Raw genomic sequence first — 16,931 nt, forward strand, 5'->3', positions numbered from 1 at the left:
AAAACTTTAATTACCTTTTTATATAACTCTCTCGTCTGTCACAAAATGCTTTACTCCGTCTGTCGGATGTAATAGCTCTTTTCTGAAAAACTCAGGATAATACCTGATGGGATCATTTACATCTATCCAGCGAAGGAATTCCTCATGGTCATCTTCCGTCATACTCATACAAACAGGCTCGAAGCCCTCCGGCACCTTCATATAGTAGAAATATGAAACCTCATAAATAAGCTTACCACGATTGGATTCGGCATCTCCATAGAAATAATTCTCATGGATAAAACCTAAGTGATCAACATCGAGCTTAACGCCAGTCTCCTCATACACCTCACGTATCACAGCTTCTGCGGATGTCTCGCCGAACTTGATACGTCCGCCAACGGAATAGAGATAATCCGCCCTATCGTTTCCCACCATCAATATTTTTCCGTTTTTCATAATAATCGCTCCGACGCGAAGATTGATCAGTCCTTCTTCACATGGAACTGTCATGTCCTGGTTCATAATACCTCCATAAGAATTAGTATGCTTGTCAATAAAACTGAAATATAATTTGCCTCTAAAAATTCCGATGTGCTTTAGTCTATTATGCTGAAAGTTAATCTGTTCAAAAATACTTAAATTTATACTTTGTAGCAATTGTTTATAATTATACCCATATCTACCATCCTGTTCAATATTATGTGCATTAGTCTTGTCCCACCATTCCTTGAATGTTTTAAAGGCTTTCGGCACACAAAAAAGACCCGGTACATTGTACCGAGTCTTCTGTAATCTGCAATAGCAGATGATTATCTCTTTGAGAACGATTAATGAAGTGAATGTGCCTTATTTTAGGCATTTCTCCTTCAAGTTGCTGTTTACCTGCTGCGTACGGTAGAAAGCTCAGGGCTACTGTGCGAGGCTGTTAGCAACGAAAGTTTATAATATGACGATATTGCCTGCTATATTACTTCCACCAATTTGAATATCTATCGATACTTATTTCGAATATAGAACACTGAAATTACTAAAATGATAGGAAAACCTATACCTGCCAATACTCCTGCCTGCAAATTATTAGCCGCTTTTTCAGATATACTTCCAATAATAGCAGGGCCCATTGCTCCCCCTAAATCTCCTGCGAGCGCTAGAAGTGCAAACATTGCTGTACCTCCAGTTGGAAGTATCTGTGATGATATACTAATTGAACCTGGCCACATTATACCTACAGAAAATCCGCATAATGCACATCCAATCAATCCAACCCATGGTATATTTGCCAGTCCGGCAACCAGATAACACATAAGGCACATTACTCCGGATGCCATCATGAAAATTGTCAGATCAACTTTTTCACCGAACTTTCCATAAAGAAGTCTACTGATTCCCATGCACACTGCAAATCCGCAGGGTCCAGCCAAATCTCCAACTGTTTTGGAAACATGTAGTGCTGATTCAGCATAGGCGGATGCCCACTGTCCCATCGCTATTTCTGAAGAACCTGCGCAGATCATGAGTATAATAAAAATCCAAAATGCTTTTGTTTTCAACAGTTGGGGCATTGTCATGCTCTTACCATCTTCTACCAGTGGTTCGATTGGACAGGTTGCAAAATTGAAAATGTTATAAAGCGGAATGACCGACCATATAAGTGCCATTATTCTCCATTTTTCTATACCAAAAACCGTAAAGAAGGCTGTGGAGCCCAAGACAACTCCAACCCATCCCCAGCAATAAAAGGAATGAAGAAGACTCATCATTGTATCCTTATTTTCAAATGGACATGCTTCTACAATTGGACTTACCAGCACTTCTGTCAATCCACTTCCAACAGCATATATAAATACACACACAAGGATTCCCCAAAATGGTACTGACAATAAGTCAGGTAATACAGCAAGTCCTGCAAGTCCTAATCCTGATGTAATCTCTGCAGCTATTACGCATACTCTGTAACCCAGTTTATCTACTATACCTGCACATAAAAAATCAACTACAAGCTGTGTAACAAAGAATACTGTTGAAATAGCGGCCAGCTTTCCAAATGATATATTGTATGTATTATGAAATGTTATAAACAATAGCGGTACAAAATTAGCGCAGATGGCCTGTGTTACAAATCCCAGATAGCATGCAAGCTGTGTTTTTTTATAATTCTTTTCTACTTCCATTTTTATTCCCCGGCCCTGATATTTTTTACCGTTTTGCTTTCAATAGAAAGATTCTCGTATATTCTGTCTCCACCTTGGCCTGTAGGTGCCTGAGCAAGTAAACCTACTTTCACAGACTCAGCATCTTTCATTAAGAAATATCTTGTCATGTGGAAATGCACTCCATCCAGGGAGTAATGAAAAGAAAATGCTCTGCCCACGCGACAAACTCTAAGATATGCAAAATTCTGTCCTTCAATATCGCATCCATTAGCATCATCGGATTCACCATCTTTAGTTACAACACTTACAGCAGCGTGTGTTCCAAAGTCAGTAAGTTCAAAACAGCATTTAGCCCAGTTGTCCATATCCTGCATAACCATTACAGATGCAGAATCATAAGTTTCCTTAAAATCGTGAGATACCTTTACATTAAGAACGAAGTCGCCCTTAACATCTGTGTAGAAATATGGAGCATTACAAAGTGATTCAGGAAGAATTCCTTCTTCACTTGTTGTACTTCCACCACAGAAGAAATCTGTCAAAGCCGGTGCTTTTATTGTAACCTTATTCTCTTCAATTTTTATCTCACCTTTATTGATCCATTTAAAATTATCAAACATAATCTACAGCCTCCTCTTTTTGTTAGTGCTTTTTTGTTAATCGAAAGAAATTATTGTAATTATATCGTATTATTAATATAATAAAAGGAATAAAATGGTCAAATAGTATAACTATATCTTCAAGAGGAATAATTATGGCACTCTCATCATGTATATCATTATCAAAACAAGCAACTCCATTCAATATAGATGAAACTGGAACCCATGGAACTGTAGAGTTTCCAGTTGCCATATATAGAGATGATATCACCGAAGATTTTGTCAACTGGCACTGGCACGCTGAAATTGAGATAGGCCATGTCGAAAAGGGCGTTATTCTTTTAGAATGCGGTAACAGAAAATATATACTTTCAGAAGGAGACTTATTTTTCATAAATACCAATGTTTTGCATTCCATGCGTAATCATACCCCCGTCAATGCAGCAATTTTTAAATCTGTCATATTTGACAGCTCTGTTATAAGCAGCAATACAGAAAGTATTTATTATAAAAAGTATTTACATCCTATCATCCATAGCGCAAGTATTAGAGATTTTATACTGAAGTCAGATTCCATATTCTTTAGCAAATTGGACAATATTATCAAAACTGTATGGGAAATAATAAATCATGAACCAGAGGATTACGAGATATCAGTTAGAAATGAATTATCTGATTTTTTTGCTGTACTAAATCATATGAATCTAACAGAAAGTATGCTTACCCACACAGTAAATCCACTGTTAGAGGAGCGCGTACAGATAATCCTAAACTACATCCATTCAAACTATTCTAAAAATATAACGTTAGATGACCTGGCTAATGCTGCAAATGTTAGTAAAAGTGAAGTTCTTAGGTGCTTTAAGTCAATTATCAATATTTCACCAATTAAATATCTTAAGAATTTCAGATTGCAAAATGCGGCATATATGCTTAAAAGCAGCACTTACTCAGTTCAAACAATTTATGAGTTATGTGGATTTGATAACAACAGTTATTTCTCTAAATCATTTAAGGAACTGTTCCACTGTTCACCTCGTGAATACCGTAATAATTAAGAACAAGGCAACGATGAAGATTTAGAACGGCCGTAGCATATCTGAACTACTTGATTAATATAAGAAAACCCCCAGATAAAATCTGGGGGTTTCGAATCTGCATCTGCAGAATGATTATCTCTTTGAGAACTGAGGTGCGCGACGAGCAGCCTTTAAGCCGTACTTCTTACGCTCCTTCATACGTGGATCTCTTGTGAGGAATCCTGCAGCCTTAAGTGTAGGTCTGTACTCAGCATCTACCTCAAGGAGTGCACGTGAGATACCGTGTCTGATAGCACCAGCCTGGCCAGTGTATCCGCCACCCTTAACGTTAACGATAACGTCAAACTTCTCTACAGTACCTGTAGCTACAAGTGGCTGACGAACAACTACCTTTAATGTCTCAAGACCAAGGTACTCGTCGATATCTCTCTTATTTATTGTGATCTTACCTGTGCCAGGTACAAGATATACTCTAGCAACTGAAGACTTTCTTCTACCAGTTCCGTAATACTTTGTTGTATTCTTAGCCATGATCTACCTCCTATTAAAATGTAAGCACTTCTGGCTTCTGTGCCTGCTGCTTATGATCTGGTCCAGCGTAAACGAAAAGCTTTGTGTACATCTGACGACCAAGTGGTCCCTTTGGAAGCATGCCCTTAACAGCGTGCTCGATAACTCTGTCAGGGTGTGTGTTGAGCATCTCACGAAGAGTTGTCTCCTTCATACCACCAACATAGTCTGAGTGATGATAGTAGATCTTCTGATCAAGCTTCTTACCTGTAACCTTAATCTTCTCTGCATTAACTACGATAACATAGTCACCACAATCAGCGTGTGGAGTGAAGACTGGCTTATTCTTACCTCTTAAAACCTTTGCAACTTCTGCACAAAGACGACCAAGTGTCTGTCCCTCTGCGTCAACTACATACCACTTTCTCTCAATCTGAGATGGGTTTGGCATATAAGTATTCATTGAGAATTCCTCCTTAAATAAATCTTAAAAAAGCTCCAAGAAAGTGATGTCCGGGCACTGTCTCGGAAAGTTATAGTAAAACTCATCTCCGGGCTAACAGAAATAAGTTACCTTACTACATCAGCCGTTATAGTATACAATACGAATTGGCTTTCGTCAACATCAAATATCGTATTCTATACCTATCATTGTAAGTCCATGAGCTGGGGCTGTTGGGCCTGCTAATTCACGGTCTCGTCCGCGAAGAATTTCAAGCATGTACATTGGTTCCATCTCGCCTGCTCCCACCTTAATAAGTGTACCTGCAATGATACGAACCATATTGTAAAGGAAGCCGTCACCTGTAAGGCGAATGTGGATAACATCATCTTCCTTATAAACCTTTGCTGTATAAATGGTGCGGACACGGGATTTAACCTGTGCCTTTACTGATGAGAGTGATGTGAAATCGTGCTGTCCAATAAGGTAGGCAGCTGCCTCGTTCATCTTTTCCACATCCAAATCATAGTAATAGTGGAAAGTATCCTTACGTTTTGTAGGATCTGGCATTTTACGATTCAAAATCTTATATTCATAAGTCTTGCGACATGGTGTGTATCTTGGATGAAAATCATCCTCCACCTGGCACGAATATTGAACCACAATGTCATCCGGCAAACGCTGATTTAAAGCGAAGCTGATTTTGTCAGCTGGCATACGACTTGTAGTGTCAAATACTGCCACATTTCCAAGAGAATGAACACCAGCATCTGTTCTGCTGGCTCCCATAATAGATATAGGCTCCTGCAAAAGATCTGTAAGAGCCTCGTTTAATTTCTGTTCAATTGTCACTCCGTTTGGCTGAATCTGCCAACCAGAATAGTTTGACCCATCATAGGCCACAACAATCATTACTCGCATATTATAAAATTACCTTTGCTGAATAAAAAACTATTAAATAAATTGCTATACATATGTAGGCGCGCTGATCCAAGGATGTGTACTTAAGTGGGCGCATCTTAGTCCTGCCCTCTCCACCATTATAGCATCTTGCTTCCATAGCAAATGAAAGATCATTTGCTCTTCTGAAGGCCGAAACAAAAAGTGGCACTAAAAGCGGAACCATATTCTTAGCCTTTTTGATGAGGCCACCTGACTCGAAGTCTGCACCTCTTGCCATCTGAGCCTTCATGATTTTATCTGTCTCCTCAATGAGGATAGGAATAAATCTAAGGGCAATAGACATCATCATGGATATCTCATGAACAGGTACTCCTACCTTTTTCATAAAACCAAGTGACTTCTCCAAGCCATCTGTAAGCTGGTTAGGAGTGGTTGTAAGTGTCATAAGAGATGTACCAATGATAAGAAGTACCATTCTACTGGTCATAAGCACTGCATTCTTAAGACCAACATCTGAAATTGTAAAAATCCAAAAGGATGCCAAAGTCTTTCCAGGTGTCAAAAATAAATTAAAAAGACCTGCAATTATAAGCAAAATAATGATTGAACGAAGTCCCTTTACCATAAAAGAAAATGGAACATGACTCATTCTGATGATACCAATGAGTGTGATAAGTACCGCGCCAAAAAGTATCACATTATTTGCTGAAAATAGTGTAATTATAAAAATCAGCGTACCAAATAGCTTCACACGTGGATCAAGTGAGTGAAGCACTGATTCTGCTGGATAATATTGTCCTAAGGTTATTTCACGTAGCATAAAATCTCTTCCTTTGCCTCTTCAACAGTTGTTGCATCAGTTCTGACGCCAAGACCTGCTGCCTTTAAGTCGTTCATTACATATGTAACCTGTGGTGCTGCAAGTCCCATTACCTCAAGCTCCTTGTAATGAGCAAAGACCTCCTTTGGAGTACCATCAAAGGCTGGCTTACCTGCATCCATAACGATGATGCGATCCACATAGTTTGCTACATCCTCCATGGAATGCGAAACCAAAATAACTGTATCACCGCGCTTCTTATGCATGTCAGCAATCATCCCAAGAATATCATCTCTACCCTTTGGATCAAGACCTGCAGTAGGCTCATCAAGAATGATAACGTTTGGCTTCATGGCAATAACACCAGCAATAGCCGCACGACGCTTCTGTCCACCTGAAAGCTCAAATGGCGAAGCAAGGTAAAACTCTTCTGGGAGCCCAACTAAGCCAAGGGCCTCATAAGCACGCTTAATCTGCTCCTTCTCATCTAATCCCTGATTCTTAGGTCCAAACTGAACATCCTTGAAAACTGTAGTCTCGAAAAGCTGATGCTCTGGGTATTGGAATACCATTCCTACCTGAGTACGAAGGTCCTTAATATCGTAATCCTTATCATAGATATCCTGTCCACGGTAATAGATATGTCCCTCAGTAGCCTTGATAAGACCATTTAGATGCTGAACCAGTGTAGACTTTCCACTACCAGTGTGACCGATGATTCCTATGAACTCACCTTCTTTGATGGAAAGACTTACATCATCAAGAGCTGTAACCTCATAGGCTGTTCCTGGGCTATATTTATAGGAAACATGATCTAAAATCAATTCATTAGTAGCTGATTTAATAGCAGAAGTTTGTCCCTTTGCAGCCTGTGACGCTGCTGCTTTAACTGCTACCCCGGTATTTTTTATCTGAAGAAGGCTGTTTACAAGCTCCTCTCTTGTAAGAATACACTCTGGAAGTGGAAGTCCTGATTTTCTAAGCTCATGTGCCAAAAGAGTAACCTGTGGAACATCAAGGCTGTGTGCCTTTAAAAGATCTACATCCTTGAAAATCTCACGAGGTGTACCTTCCATGAAAACCTTACCCTTTTCCATTACGAAGACATAATCTGAATCAACTACCTCTTCCATGTAATGAGTGATAAGGATTACAGTGATTCCTTTTTCTTTATTAAGAGTATGAACCGCCTGAAGCACATCTTTTCTTCCATCAGGATCAAGCATGGCTGTAGGCTCGTCCAAAATAATGCATTTTGGCTCCATAGCCATAACGCCAGCAATGGCAACACGCTGCTTCTGTCCACCTGAAAGCTTGTTAGGCGAATGACTCTTATATTTGTACATCCCTACCATCTTAAGAGATTTTTCAACTCTCTTTAAAATCTCCTCAGTAGGAACACCGATGTTCTCCGGACCAAAAGCCACGTCCTCATCAACTACAGATGCAATTATCTGATTGTCTGGATTTTGAAAAACCATTCCTGCAGTCTGACGAACTGCAAATGTGAACTCGTCATCTGAGGTGTTCATTCCATCTACAAAAAGAGCGCCCTCAGAAGGTGTAAGAAGTGCGTTGATGTGCTTTGCGAAGGTAGATTTTCCAGAGCCGTTATGTCCTAAAATAGAAATAAACTGACCTGGTTCAACATTAAGATTAACATGATCAAGAGCAACCTGGATTGCCTCCACGTTGCCCTCTTCATCACGTCTAATATATTCATGAACTAAATTCTTTGATTTGATAATCGACATTGGTACCCACTATTCCTTCCAGTTGAGTCTATGTAAATTACCCTCAGTCTCCAAACCGAGGAAGTCGTTCTGTCTCAGTGCCTCATATAAGATGATGGCAACTGAATTTGATAAATTCAGCGAACGTATATCATGTCCCATTGGGATACGAACGCAATTCTCCTCATTGTCTACAAGGATTTCCTCAGGAATTCCAGCTGATTCCTTGCCGAACATTATGTAGCAGTCTGGTTCGTAATTCACCTCGGTATGAGTACGCTTGGCCTTTGTAGTGGCCATATAAATCTTAGCATCTGGGTTCTTTGCTTTGAAGTCGTCCCAGTCATCATAACGGAACACCTCTAGGCGGTCCCAGTAATCCATGCCTGCACGCTTCACAGTCTTGTCTGTAAGGACAAAGCCTAATGGCTCGATTAAGTGAAGGCGTGTGCCTGTGGCACAGCATGTACGCCCGATATTTCCGGTGTTAGCTGGAATCTCAGGCTCATGTAAAATAATATTAAGCATTTCTTAATTCCTTTATAAATTCTTCAATTCTATCCATAGCCTTCTTTAACGCCTCGAGGGAGTATGCGTAGGAAATACGCACATTACCTTCACCTGATTCTCCGAAGGCTGTGCCTGGTACTACTGCAACCTCTTTTTCTTTAAGAAGACGGGTACAGAATTCTTCTGATGACATACCAAACTCTGCAATAGATGGGAAGATATAAAAGGCACCGTAAGGCTCAAAACATTTGATTCCCATTTTCTTGAAGCGATTAACGAGATAACGACGTCTGTCATTGTACTCCTCGCGCATGTTTGCCACGTCTTCATCACAGTCACGAATAGCTGTAACTGCAGCATACTGGCTAGTAGTAGGCGCGCACATTATAGCAAACTGATGGATTTTTGTCATCTGTTGAACTATTTCTGCAGGTGCACAAACATATCCCAATCGCCAACCAGTCATGGCATGGCTCTTTGAAAAGCCATTGATATAGATAGTGCGCTCCTTCATTCCTGGGAAGGATGCGATAGAAACATGTCCCTCGCCAGTATATGTAAGCTCACCGTAAATCTCATCTGTAAGAACAAATAAATCATATTTCTTAACAAGCTCTACGATTGGCTCTAAATCTGCCTTTTCCATAACAGCTCCTGTAGGGTTGTTCGGAAATGGCATGATAAGAATCTTGGTCTTGGCTGTGATAGCTGCTTCCAATTCCTCTGGCTTAAGGCGGAATTCATTCTCCTCCTTAAGATTGATAGCTACAGGAACGCCCCCAGCAAGAATAGTACAAGGCTCATAAGAAACGTAGCTTGGCTGAGGAATAAGAACCTCATCACCTGGATCAAGCATCGCACGAAGTGCAACATCAATACCCTCAGAACCACCTACTGTCATAAGCATTTCTTTCAGTGGGTCGTAGTGCAATCCATAGTGACGCTCTAAGAAATCAGCAATCTCAATTCTAAGCTCCTTCAAGCCTGAGTTTGAAGTGTAGAAGGTGCGGCCTCGCTCCAGTGAATAGATAGCCTCATCTCTAACCTTCCAAGGTGTATCAAAATCAGGCTCGCCTACACCAAGTGAAATTGCATCTGGCATCTCTGCCACAATATCGAAAAACTTTCTAATGCCCGAAGGCTTAATTGAAGTAATAGTTTTATTCAGAGGGTTTCTCATAAGCTCACCTTCTCCCTCTCATCAACATGCTTTTCTGCCATGATAATACCGTGATCCTTGTATTTCTTTAATACAAAGTTGGTCTGTGTAGAAAGCACTGAGTCAAGTGGAGAAAGCTTTGCAGAAACGAAATCTGCCACCTCTCTAAGTGTATGTCCCTCAATAGAAACCATGAAATCATAGCTTCCTGAAATAAGATAAACAGCATCAACCTCTGGATAGTTATAGATACGCTCAGCAACCTTATCGAAACCCATACCTCTCTGTGGAGTAACACGAACCTCAATAAGAGCCGAAACCTTCTCTACGCTAGCCTTTTCCCAGTTGATAAGTGTAGGATAGCCACAGATTACATGCTCGTTTTCCATAGCCTCAAGCTCATTCATAACTGTAGCCTGGTCACAGCCAAGCATCATAGCTAAATCGCTAAGGTCAATCTTACTGTTGTGTTCAATATAAGTTAAAATTTTCTCTCTCATAATAAAATCCCCTTTCGGTGCAAGTCTATACGTTATAAAGTGCATCAGTTTTCGGAGGCTCTAAAAAACGTACCTCTTCACCATTCAAGATGCGCTTGTCATTTGAAGAGTTGGACTTCCCGATAATGGCGGATGCTACCCCCGCATCTGCCAATTTCCTAACAAGGCCATTTCCATCCTCGGTGGCAATAAGCATCGCCCCCGATGAAATGAGCTCATATGGATTAATTCCAAAGAACTCGCATACCTCTATAGTCTCCTGTTTAACAGGAATCGCTTTCAAATCAATATCAAGACCTACACCTGATGCTTCGCCCATCTCCCAAAGGGCACCAAAGATACCACCCTCGGTAACATCATGCATAGCAGCTACGCCGTGTTCTACAGCTATTCTGCTTTCTGGAAGAACGCTAAGGTACTGATCAAATCCCTTTGCTGTATCAACAAGTGAATGTGGCAAACGTGTAAGAAGCTCTTCCTCGTGGTCCTTTGCAATGATAGATGTACCCTCGAGACCAATCCACTTCGTAAGTACGATATCCATACCAGGCTTTGCTCCACCTGTGGATACCATCTGTCCCTTCTTAACTTTGCCCACAGCTGTAACAGAAATCAGCGGCTGATTAACTGCCTCAGTAATCTCTGTGTGGCCGCCAATAACCTGAACATTATAACGCTTACATGCTGCATCAACCTGCTCCATGATGTGCTTGAGCTTTGCTTCGCGCATACGTGGAGTGAGAAGCACTGTAAGCAAAATGCCTATAGGCTCGGCACCGGCGCTGGCCAAATCATTAACAGAGATGGTAACAGCAAGCTCACCAATATCAGAGGCTGTGCCAGTGATTGGATCTGTAGATAAAACCATTTCCTCATCAGGGCCAAGCTGTACTGTAGCGCAGTCTTCTCCGATGGATGGGCCATTGCCTACCTCTGGTCTTTTAACATGTAATTGTTTGATAACAGAGCGTTTTAACACGCTCTCTGGTAACTTTCCAATTTCCATAAGTAAGTCCTAAAATATGTGCTAGTTTGCTGGTGCTGCAGCTGGATCTGTAGTAGCTTCTGGGGCTGCAGTAGTAGTATCAGCTGCAGGAGCTGCGTCTTCAGCTGGTGCAGGATTTGTAACCTGATACTTTGGTGTAATAATAAATGGTGTAGAATTTGCAACGCCTGGTGCGTAAGTCGCTATAGCGTTTGCAATAACATTAACATCCTGTGTGGCAATTGCCTGAAGCATTGCATAGGAAAGGTTTGGATCCTCTGATGCAATACCTACTGTTACTGTTCTGTTTGAAGGATTGTATTTACTGTTGTTGTAAACATCGCGGCTAACTTCCACTCCATTTTCATAAACAACCTTCCAAAGGCGGGCAGTATAACCTGTGTGACCACCTACTGTAGTAGTCATTTTACCAAGTGGCACGTTAGGGTCGCCGACCCATGTAGTATTCTGTACATTTACACCTGTAATTTCTGTTTCAAATTCAACTGAATGACCTGGGTCATCCTCTTCCTTACCATAGATATTGAAGTAGGCGTTATTGCCGTCACAATAACCTTCTATATATATAGGATAATTCTTGTTGTTTCTAATCTGGAAATCCTTACCACCCGACTCAGAAATAGCAGCATCCTGAGATGGCTTAACGTAAGTAACTATCATTGAATGTGAGCTTCTTGTAACAACGCCAAGCTCTGCTTCACGAACTGCTCCATAAAGAGTAGTAGATACCTGACAGATACCACCACCGTATGTCTCTACTGTAGTGCCGTTCTCGTAAGAGCCAGCCAACATATATCCGTTTTCAGCTGAGAAAGGTGTGATGCAGTTAAGTACTGAGAACTCGTCTCCTGGATAAAGGATAGTTCCATTGATGAAGCCTACACCATTGGCCACGTTATTCTTTCTGGCCTTTGAAGATGAACTGTAATCTGTGCTGAAGGAACCAAGCAAATCCTTAATCTCTGCCAGCTCTTCCTTGCTTCCTCTAGGTTCCTTAACCTCGGTAACAAGCTCGACAGTAGTATCGCTACCATCCCATTCATTCTCGATGTAATTCTGTAAAACAGAGGCTGATTCTGGAATCTGAACAACTACTCCTGCCTTACCTTCATGGAATACAAACTGGCCATTCTCACGTGTAAGATAATCATCACTGGCCTCATCATTTACCTGAGAGGATGCTCCGTTAAGATAAAACTCAATACCTGTCTTGTCTGCTCCAAGAGAAAGTGGAAAATCCTTTCCTCTGCCTTCCTCTAAATCCTTGCTAGCCTTAAATCGCTCTGCAAAATTTCCTGTAGAACCGTATGTGGCAGCCTTTTCAAGAACCTCTGGATTCTTTGCTCCGATACAAAGCTCCTTACCTGTAGCTGTAAAAGTCTGACCGTTTGCTGAAAGTGTGAAAACTGCACTGTCATAATCAGCGAAATAATTATTTACTACATCCTCTGCCTCAGTAACTGTCTTGCCTGACACATCTGTGCCGCCAATACTGATACCATTTGGGATGATTCTGTTGTCTGTTTCTACTTCCTCTGCAACTGATTCTGCCTCTTCATTGGCAAGCTCCTCATCCGACACCTCATCAGCATATGCTGTAACTGGTGAAACCGCGATGATTGAAGAAGCAAGTAATAATGATAGTAACTTTTTTTTCATAACAATAATGCCTCGTAATTGACTTTATATTTTACAAAATTTAGAATTAAATTATAAACGCAGCGGCAATAGTGGTGATGAGCATACTAAGCACTACAATCACTAATACAACGCTGGCTATAATCTGATGTTTTTTACTACGTTTCATATTTAATACCTCGTTAACATCTATAAGCAAAGGAGATACCACCATGGGCTTTCCTCTTTTACCTTTTATCCTGTTATTTTTAGTTCTTTTATCTATCCGCCTGCATAATTTAAATGCAAAACGTGAGCGGGAGGAAGCTGAGTTCTGGGAAAAAGAACGTCAGGCTAATATAACCCCTGCAAAAGATATATCTAATCTAAGATATATTACCATTCCAATAGAGAAATTTCCATTAAATTTTAGTAATGACGAGGAAGTTATTGCCATTGAAAATGAATTAAAAGAATTATCTACTCATAAGCTTTTGAACCTTACCAGAGTAACAAACACGGACCTTAAGCTTACCTACGGTGTTCCAAATTTCGAGACTATGAGCAAAATTGGTGACGACTACGACAGAGCTACTGTTCTTCTTAATAAATATGCAGAAGCTCTTATGGAAGCTGGAAGAATTGACGATGTGATTACAGTCCTTGAATTTGCTGTAGGTACAGGTACTGATATTAGCGAATCCTATACCCTGCTGGCAAAATGTTATAAGCAAAAGGAGCTGGATTCAAAGCTTGATTTACTGAAAAATCAGGTTGAGCAAAGCTCTCTTTATTTCAAGGATTCAATATTGGAAAAGATTTCATAGGTAAGTCATAAAAAATGACCAGCACCTGATTGATTAGGGTACTGGTCGTTTTATTATCTGACTAGTTTTGCTCTTCTTCTCTCTTAACTTTTGTAAAAGCAATAAATCCTGTTATTGCTCCAAGTAATGGAAGTGTACTTCCGTTCCAGATAGCCATGCTCTTTGTAGTCTCTCCTGGCTTTGCAACTTCCTGCTCTGGGATTGTAACTGTCTGAGCTACATCCTCCTCTGCCTCTACATCCATTACTGCAAGAGGAACCTGAACATCTTCAATAGACTGAACCTCTACCTGTCTGACTGGAGCTATCACAGAAGGCTGTACTGCCTGCTCCTGAGTCTGTTCAACTGTTGTTGCTGGTACCGGAGTATCTTCTATTGCTGTAGTAGCCTGTGGAGCCACATTATTCTGAGCCTGTGGAGCCACATTATTCTGAGCCTGCTGACTTGCTATGATTTCCTGAATTCTATCACCTAAAGCATCTACTTTGTCCTTCAGATATTCAATTTTATTGTCATAGCCCTGAATCTCTACCTGGATGTCTTCCAAATCTTCTCTAAGGTTATTAATCTGATTTGTAACATTAGAAAGTGTAGCAGTAAGCTCTGCAATTCTGTCATTAAGGTTAGCAATTGTTGTAGTTGCAGCTTCTACATAATCCTTATATTCCTTTCGATTATCAACATCCTGCTTGTACTGGTTCTGGGTGTACCAGTCAACGCCCTTCTTCTGCTGGCCTTCCTCAGCATAAAAACCTGCCTGTTCATCACGCTGTGCTGCATGGAAGGTGTAACCATATACTGTCTGGTTTTTAATCTTTCCAGGAACATTTTTCTCGTAGGTTGATACCTTGTGTGGATCTTCTGTCCAAACCTTATAGGTAGGAGTCTTTTCTACTACGTTGATACCTGCAACTACTGAAGAGTCATTCTCATTTTCAACAAGTCCCTGAAACATTGAATTGCCTTCTTCATCACAGGTTACATAATCAAAATATCTCTCAACATATACTGGCTCGTCATCGATAATTTTTACATACTTAACGCAGTAATGCTTGTCATCGTAATTCTTATTGAAGTTCTCACCAAAAAATACTTTATCAGCATCCTCAGCGCTAACCTCACCTGTCATAATCAACTTATAAAGAATCATTTCCTTAGCAAGTTGACGACCCTCATTTTTATAGTAATTATCCATTGTGAGATTCTTGTTTTGCTCATAAAGCTGAGCTCTTACAGCAGCTTCTTCAGCCATTTTTTCACTTACTACAGCTTCCTGCTCATCAAGCCCTTCATTGGCATAACCAGCCTCCTCATAAGACTGCTGTCTGTCAGCCATCTCCTGCTGAACATCTGCTAATTGGCTCTGAGCATCTGCAAGCTCGCCCGATACAGTGGCCTGCTCTGCCTGCGCACTCACAAGATTCTCAACAATAATATCCTTCTCTATTTCAGCCTCTGCCTTTAATTCCTCTGTCTCAGCAATCTCAACCTCAGTCTCAGTTATGGCTTCCTGAGCACTCTCTACTGTCTCATATGAATATACCTCATACTCATCTTGCTGCTCTGTAGCATGTGTCTCTTCTACAGTCTCTTCAACAGTCTGCTCTACAGCAAGCTCTGCTTCTTCATTTACTTCTGCTGAAAGTTCTTGAGCAAATACCAAATCAGCTCCAGTTAATGCTGATGCTCCTCCAATTGCTACTCCTGTGGTAGCAGTTCCCTTTAATAAACAAACAATCTTCTTTGCCATAATCCCTCCGAAATACCACTAATTAATTTCAACTTCGTTTTTGTTAAACGATATATCGGAACGCATTTTGGCTTTCTTAACATTACATCTTGCCAGAATAATACTTTTTCTGCCTATCAATATAACATTTTATTTGTAGATTAATCCACTTTATCAACTAAGTATCCATGAACTGTAAATCTCATTTCCTGAGCAGAGCAGGTAGAAAGTGTAACTATCTTGTCAGCCGAGGTAACATTCTTTGCAACTGAAAATTCCTTATAAGCATGTTTATTCAAATCGTCAATATAGCCCTGAAATTCTGGATTGTCATAATAAGGCACTGTGTATACCCATGATGCAGGCTCCGTATCAAAATATGAAAAGATTTCAAATCTCATCTTTGCTGTTGGGGTTATAATTTGGAAATATCTATGCTCATCATAGAAATTTTCATCTGTCTTGTAATACTTTAATTTTCCAAACATGGAAAGATTTCGCATATTGTGGCCATAAATAATATTATGGCTGTCGCTAAAATCCTTTAGATTATATCCTTCCAAAAAAATACTTCCAGCGGTGGCATATTCCTTGTCTATGGTTGTTCGAAGATATCTTTCGTCATCACCTGAGTGCATTATTGGATAGCTGATGTCTGTTCCTTCAACATAAATCCATCCAGCCACATCAGGATTGATGCTCTGTAAAGCCGAAATATCCACATCAAGCATTTCCTGCCATGGCACCTGCAGAACCTGATCATCCGTTTTTGTAACATAGGTTTTTTCCAGTGAATCATATAAATCATTTGACTTCTGATAACCTAAATAGATATAAACAAATCCACCTATGGAGCCAAACACTATAACAAGCCCTAGTGCAAGTATTACCTTTGGATTGATTTCTTTTTTCTTCTTGTCCTCAACACTGGCAAGAAGCACTCCCACGACAAGCAGGAGAAATGCTACTATTTTCCCCTTAGTCTCTGAAATCAACGCCGCAATATTCCCTATAAAAGGATAATGTGCCACAACCCTACCTAGCACATTTTCATAGGTCACGGGCATAAAGTCGTTAGTAGGATTGGCATCGCCTCTTGTGGTAATCAGTCGATGCTTGGCATCCAATTCCACAATCCTGTGGGTAACTACGCTGGCTCCCACGTCAAAGGCAATAATATCCCCCTCAGCAAGCTCCTGAAAATCAACAGGCTTAACATATACTATTGAACCTACAGGGATTTCTGGAGTCATAGACCCGGTGATTACATTGTATTCCTGCATTCCCATTATCCTTGGAATAGCCAGCGGTAGACAGGATACAATAACTAAAATGATTATACAATTACCTAGTATTTTAAGAAATTTTTCCATAATTAGATATTACCACACTTTAAAAGGG

17 protein-coding genes are annotated in these 16,931 nt (G+C 40.4%); 2 read left to right on the top strand and 15 right to left on the bottom strand.

All coding sequences use genetic code 11. The annotated features are described in order from the left end of the window. Window positions 1–18: 18 nt before the first annotated feature. The 3 genes from BMZ41_RS07110 to BMZ41_RS07120 form a co-directional block, all read right to left on the bottom strand. Window positions 19–504: an NUDIX hydrolase gene (locus tag BMZ41_RS07110; RefSeq protein ID WP_090528143.1), complete on the bottom strand. Its 486-nt coding sequence runs from the start codon at window positions 502–504 to the stop codon at window positions 19–21. 467 nt (window positions 505–971) lie between these two features. Then, window positions 972–2,153, bottom strand: coding sequence for an MFS transporter (locus tag BMZ41_RS07115; protein ID WP_026504514.1), 1,182 nt, complete (start codon window positions 2,151–2,153; stop codon window positions 972–974). A 2-nt stretch (window positions 2,154–2,155) separates the two neighbouring features. Further along, a complete protein-coding gene (locus BMZ41_RS07120) occupies window positions 2,156–2,755 on the bottom strand; it encodes a DUF1349 domain-containing protein (RefSeq protein ID WP_022780009.1) in 600 nt (199 codons plus the stop codon). A gap of 134 nt (window positions 2,756–2,889) precedes the next feature. Between BMZ41_RS07120 and BMZ41_RS07125 the strand changes: the two genes are divergently transcribed. Beyond that, window positions 2,890–3,792 carry an AraC family transcriptional regulator gene (locus BMZ41_RS07125; RefSeq protein WP_026504513.1) on the top strand — a complete coding sequence of 301 codons (903 nt, stop codon included), beginning with the start codon at window positions 2,890–2,892 and terminating at the stop codon, window positions 3,790–3,792. A 114-nt stretch (window positions 3,793–3,906) separates the two neighbouring features. Here BMZ41_RS07125 and rpsI read toward each other — a convergent pair whose 3' ends face one another. From rpsI to BMZ41_RS07175, 10 genes are all read right to left on the bottom strand, one after another. Next, window positions 3,907–4,305 (bottom strand): 30S ribosomal protein S9, encoded by a 399-nt coding sequence (rpsI, locus tag BMZ41_RS07130; protein WP_028234846.1) that lies wholly within the window; start codon window positions 4,303–4,305, stop codon window positions 3,907–3,909. Between the two features lie 13 nt (window positions 4,306–4,318). Further along, entirely contained in the window at window positions 4,319–4,747 is a 429-nt protein-coding gene (rplM, locus tag BMZ41_RS07135) for a 50S ribosomal protein L13 (RefSeq protein WP_090168074.1), read from the bottom strand. 162 nt (window positions 4,748–4,909) lie between these two features. Next, a complete protein-coding gene (gene truA, locus BMZ41_RS07140; protein WP_090528146.1) occupies window positions 4,910–5,647 on the bottom strand; it encodes a tRNA pseudouridine(38-40) synthase TruA in 738 nt (245 codons plus the stop codon). Window position 5,648: 1 nt separating this feature from the next. Continuing rightward, window positions 5,649–6,449 (bottom strand): energy-coupling factor transporter transmembrane component T family protein, encoded by an 801-nt coding sequence (locus tag BMZ41_RS07145; RefSeq protein ID WP_090528149.1) that lies wholly within the window; start codon window positions 6,447–6,449, stop codon window positions 5,649–5,651. Next, window positions 6,434–8,203: an energy-coupling factor transporter ATPase gene (locus BMZ41_RS07150; RefSeq protein WP_090528152.1), complete on the bottom strand. Its 1,770-nt coding sequence runs from the start codon at window positions 8,201–8,203 to the stop codon at window positions 6,434–6,436. The genes BMZ41_RS07145 and BMZ41_RS07150 overlap by 16 nt, the downstream gene beginning before the upstream one ends. 9 nt (window positions 8,204–8,212) lie before the next feature. Beyond that, the gene (gene trmL / locus BMZ41_RS07155; protein WP_028247695.1) at window positions 8,213–8,710 is read right to left on the bottom strand and encodes a tRNA (uridine(34)/cytosine(34)/5-carboxymethylaminomethyluridine(34)-2'-O)-methyltransferase TrmL; all 498 of its coding nucleotides are present in this window, start codon (window positions 8,708–8,710) and stop codon (window positions 8,213–8,215) included. Continuing rightward, complete coding sequence (locus BMZ41_RS07160) at window positions 8,703–9,872, bottom strand: pyridoxal phosphate-dependent aminotransferase (protein WP_090528155.1); 1,170 nt, start codon at window positions 9,870–9,872, stop codon at window positions 8,703–8,705. The genes trmL and BMZ41_RS07160 overlap by 8 nt, the downstream gene beginning before the upstream one ends. Then, a complete protein-coding gene (locus BMZ41_RS07165; protein WP_072919154.1) occupies window positions 9,869–10,351 on the bottom strand; it encodes an Lrp/AsnC family transcriptional regulator in 483 nt (160 codons plus the stop codon). Before BMZ41_RS07165 ends, BMZ41_RS07160 begins: the two co-directional genes overlap by 4 nt. A 25-nt stretch (window positions 10,352–10,376) precedes the next feature. Next, window positions 10,377–11,357: an AIR synthase family protein gene (locus BMZ41_RS07170; protein ID WP_090528158.1), complete on the bottom strand. Its 981-nt coding sequence runs from the start codon at window positions 11,355–11,357 to the stop codon at window positions 10,377–10,379. A 21-nt stretch (window positions 11,358–11,378) separates the two neighbouring features. After that, window positions 11,379–13,016 carry a VanW family protein gene (locus BMZ41_RS07175; protein ID WP_090528161.1) on the bottom strand — a complete coding sequence of 546 codons (1,638 nt, stop codon included), beginning with the start codon at window positions 13,014–13,016 and terminating at the stop codon, window positions 11,379–11,381. Between the two features lie 191 nt (window positions 13,017–13,207). On the opposite strand from BMZ41_RS07175, the gene BMZ41_RS07180 reads away from it, so the two are divergent. Continuing rightward, window positions 13,208–13,801 carry a hypothetical protein gene (locus tag BMZ41_RS07180; RefSeq protein ID WP_090168094.1) on the top strand — a complete coding sequence of 198 codons (594 nt, stop codon included), beginning with the start codon at window positions 13,208–13,210 and terminating at the stop codon, window positions 13,799–13,801. 61 nt (window positions 13,802–13,862) lie between these two features. Here BMZ41_RS07180 and BMZ41_RS07185 read toward each other — a convergent pair whose 3' ends face one another. Together BMZ41_RS07185 and srtB are read right to left on the bottom strand one after the other, a co-directional pair. After that, on the bottom strand, window positions 13,863–15,551 hold the full coding sequence (locus tag BMZ41_RS07185; RefSeq protein WP_090528163.1) for a hypothetical protein: 1,689 nt from the start codon (window positions 15,549–15,551) through the stop codon (window positions 13,863–13,865). Window positions 15,552–15,691: 140 nt separating this feature from the next. Continuing rightward, window positions 15,692–16,903, bottom strand: coding sequence for a class B sortase (gene srtB / locus BMZ41_RS07190; protein ID WP_090528167.1), 1,212 nt, complete (start codon window positions 16,901–16,903; stop codon window positions 15,692–15,694). Between the last annotated feature and the right edge of the window lie 28 nt (window positions 16,904–16,931).

Origin of the sequence: Pseudobutyrivibrio sp. UC1225 (genome assembly GCF_900115215.1) — a bacterium.
GTDB lineage: Bacteria > Bacillota > Clostridia > Lachnospirales > Lachnospiraceae > Pseudobutyrivibrio.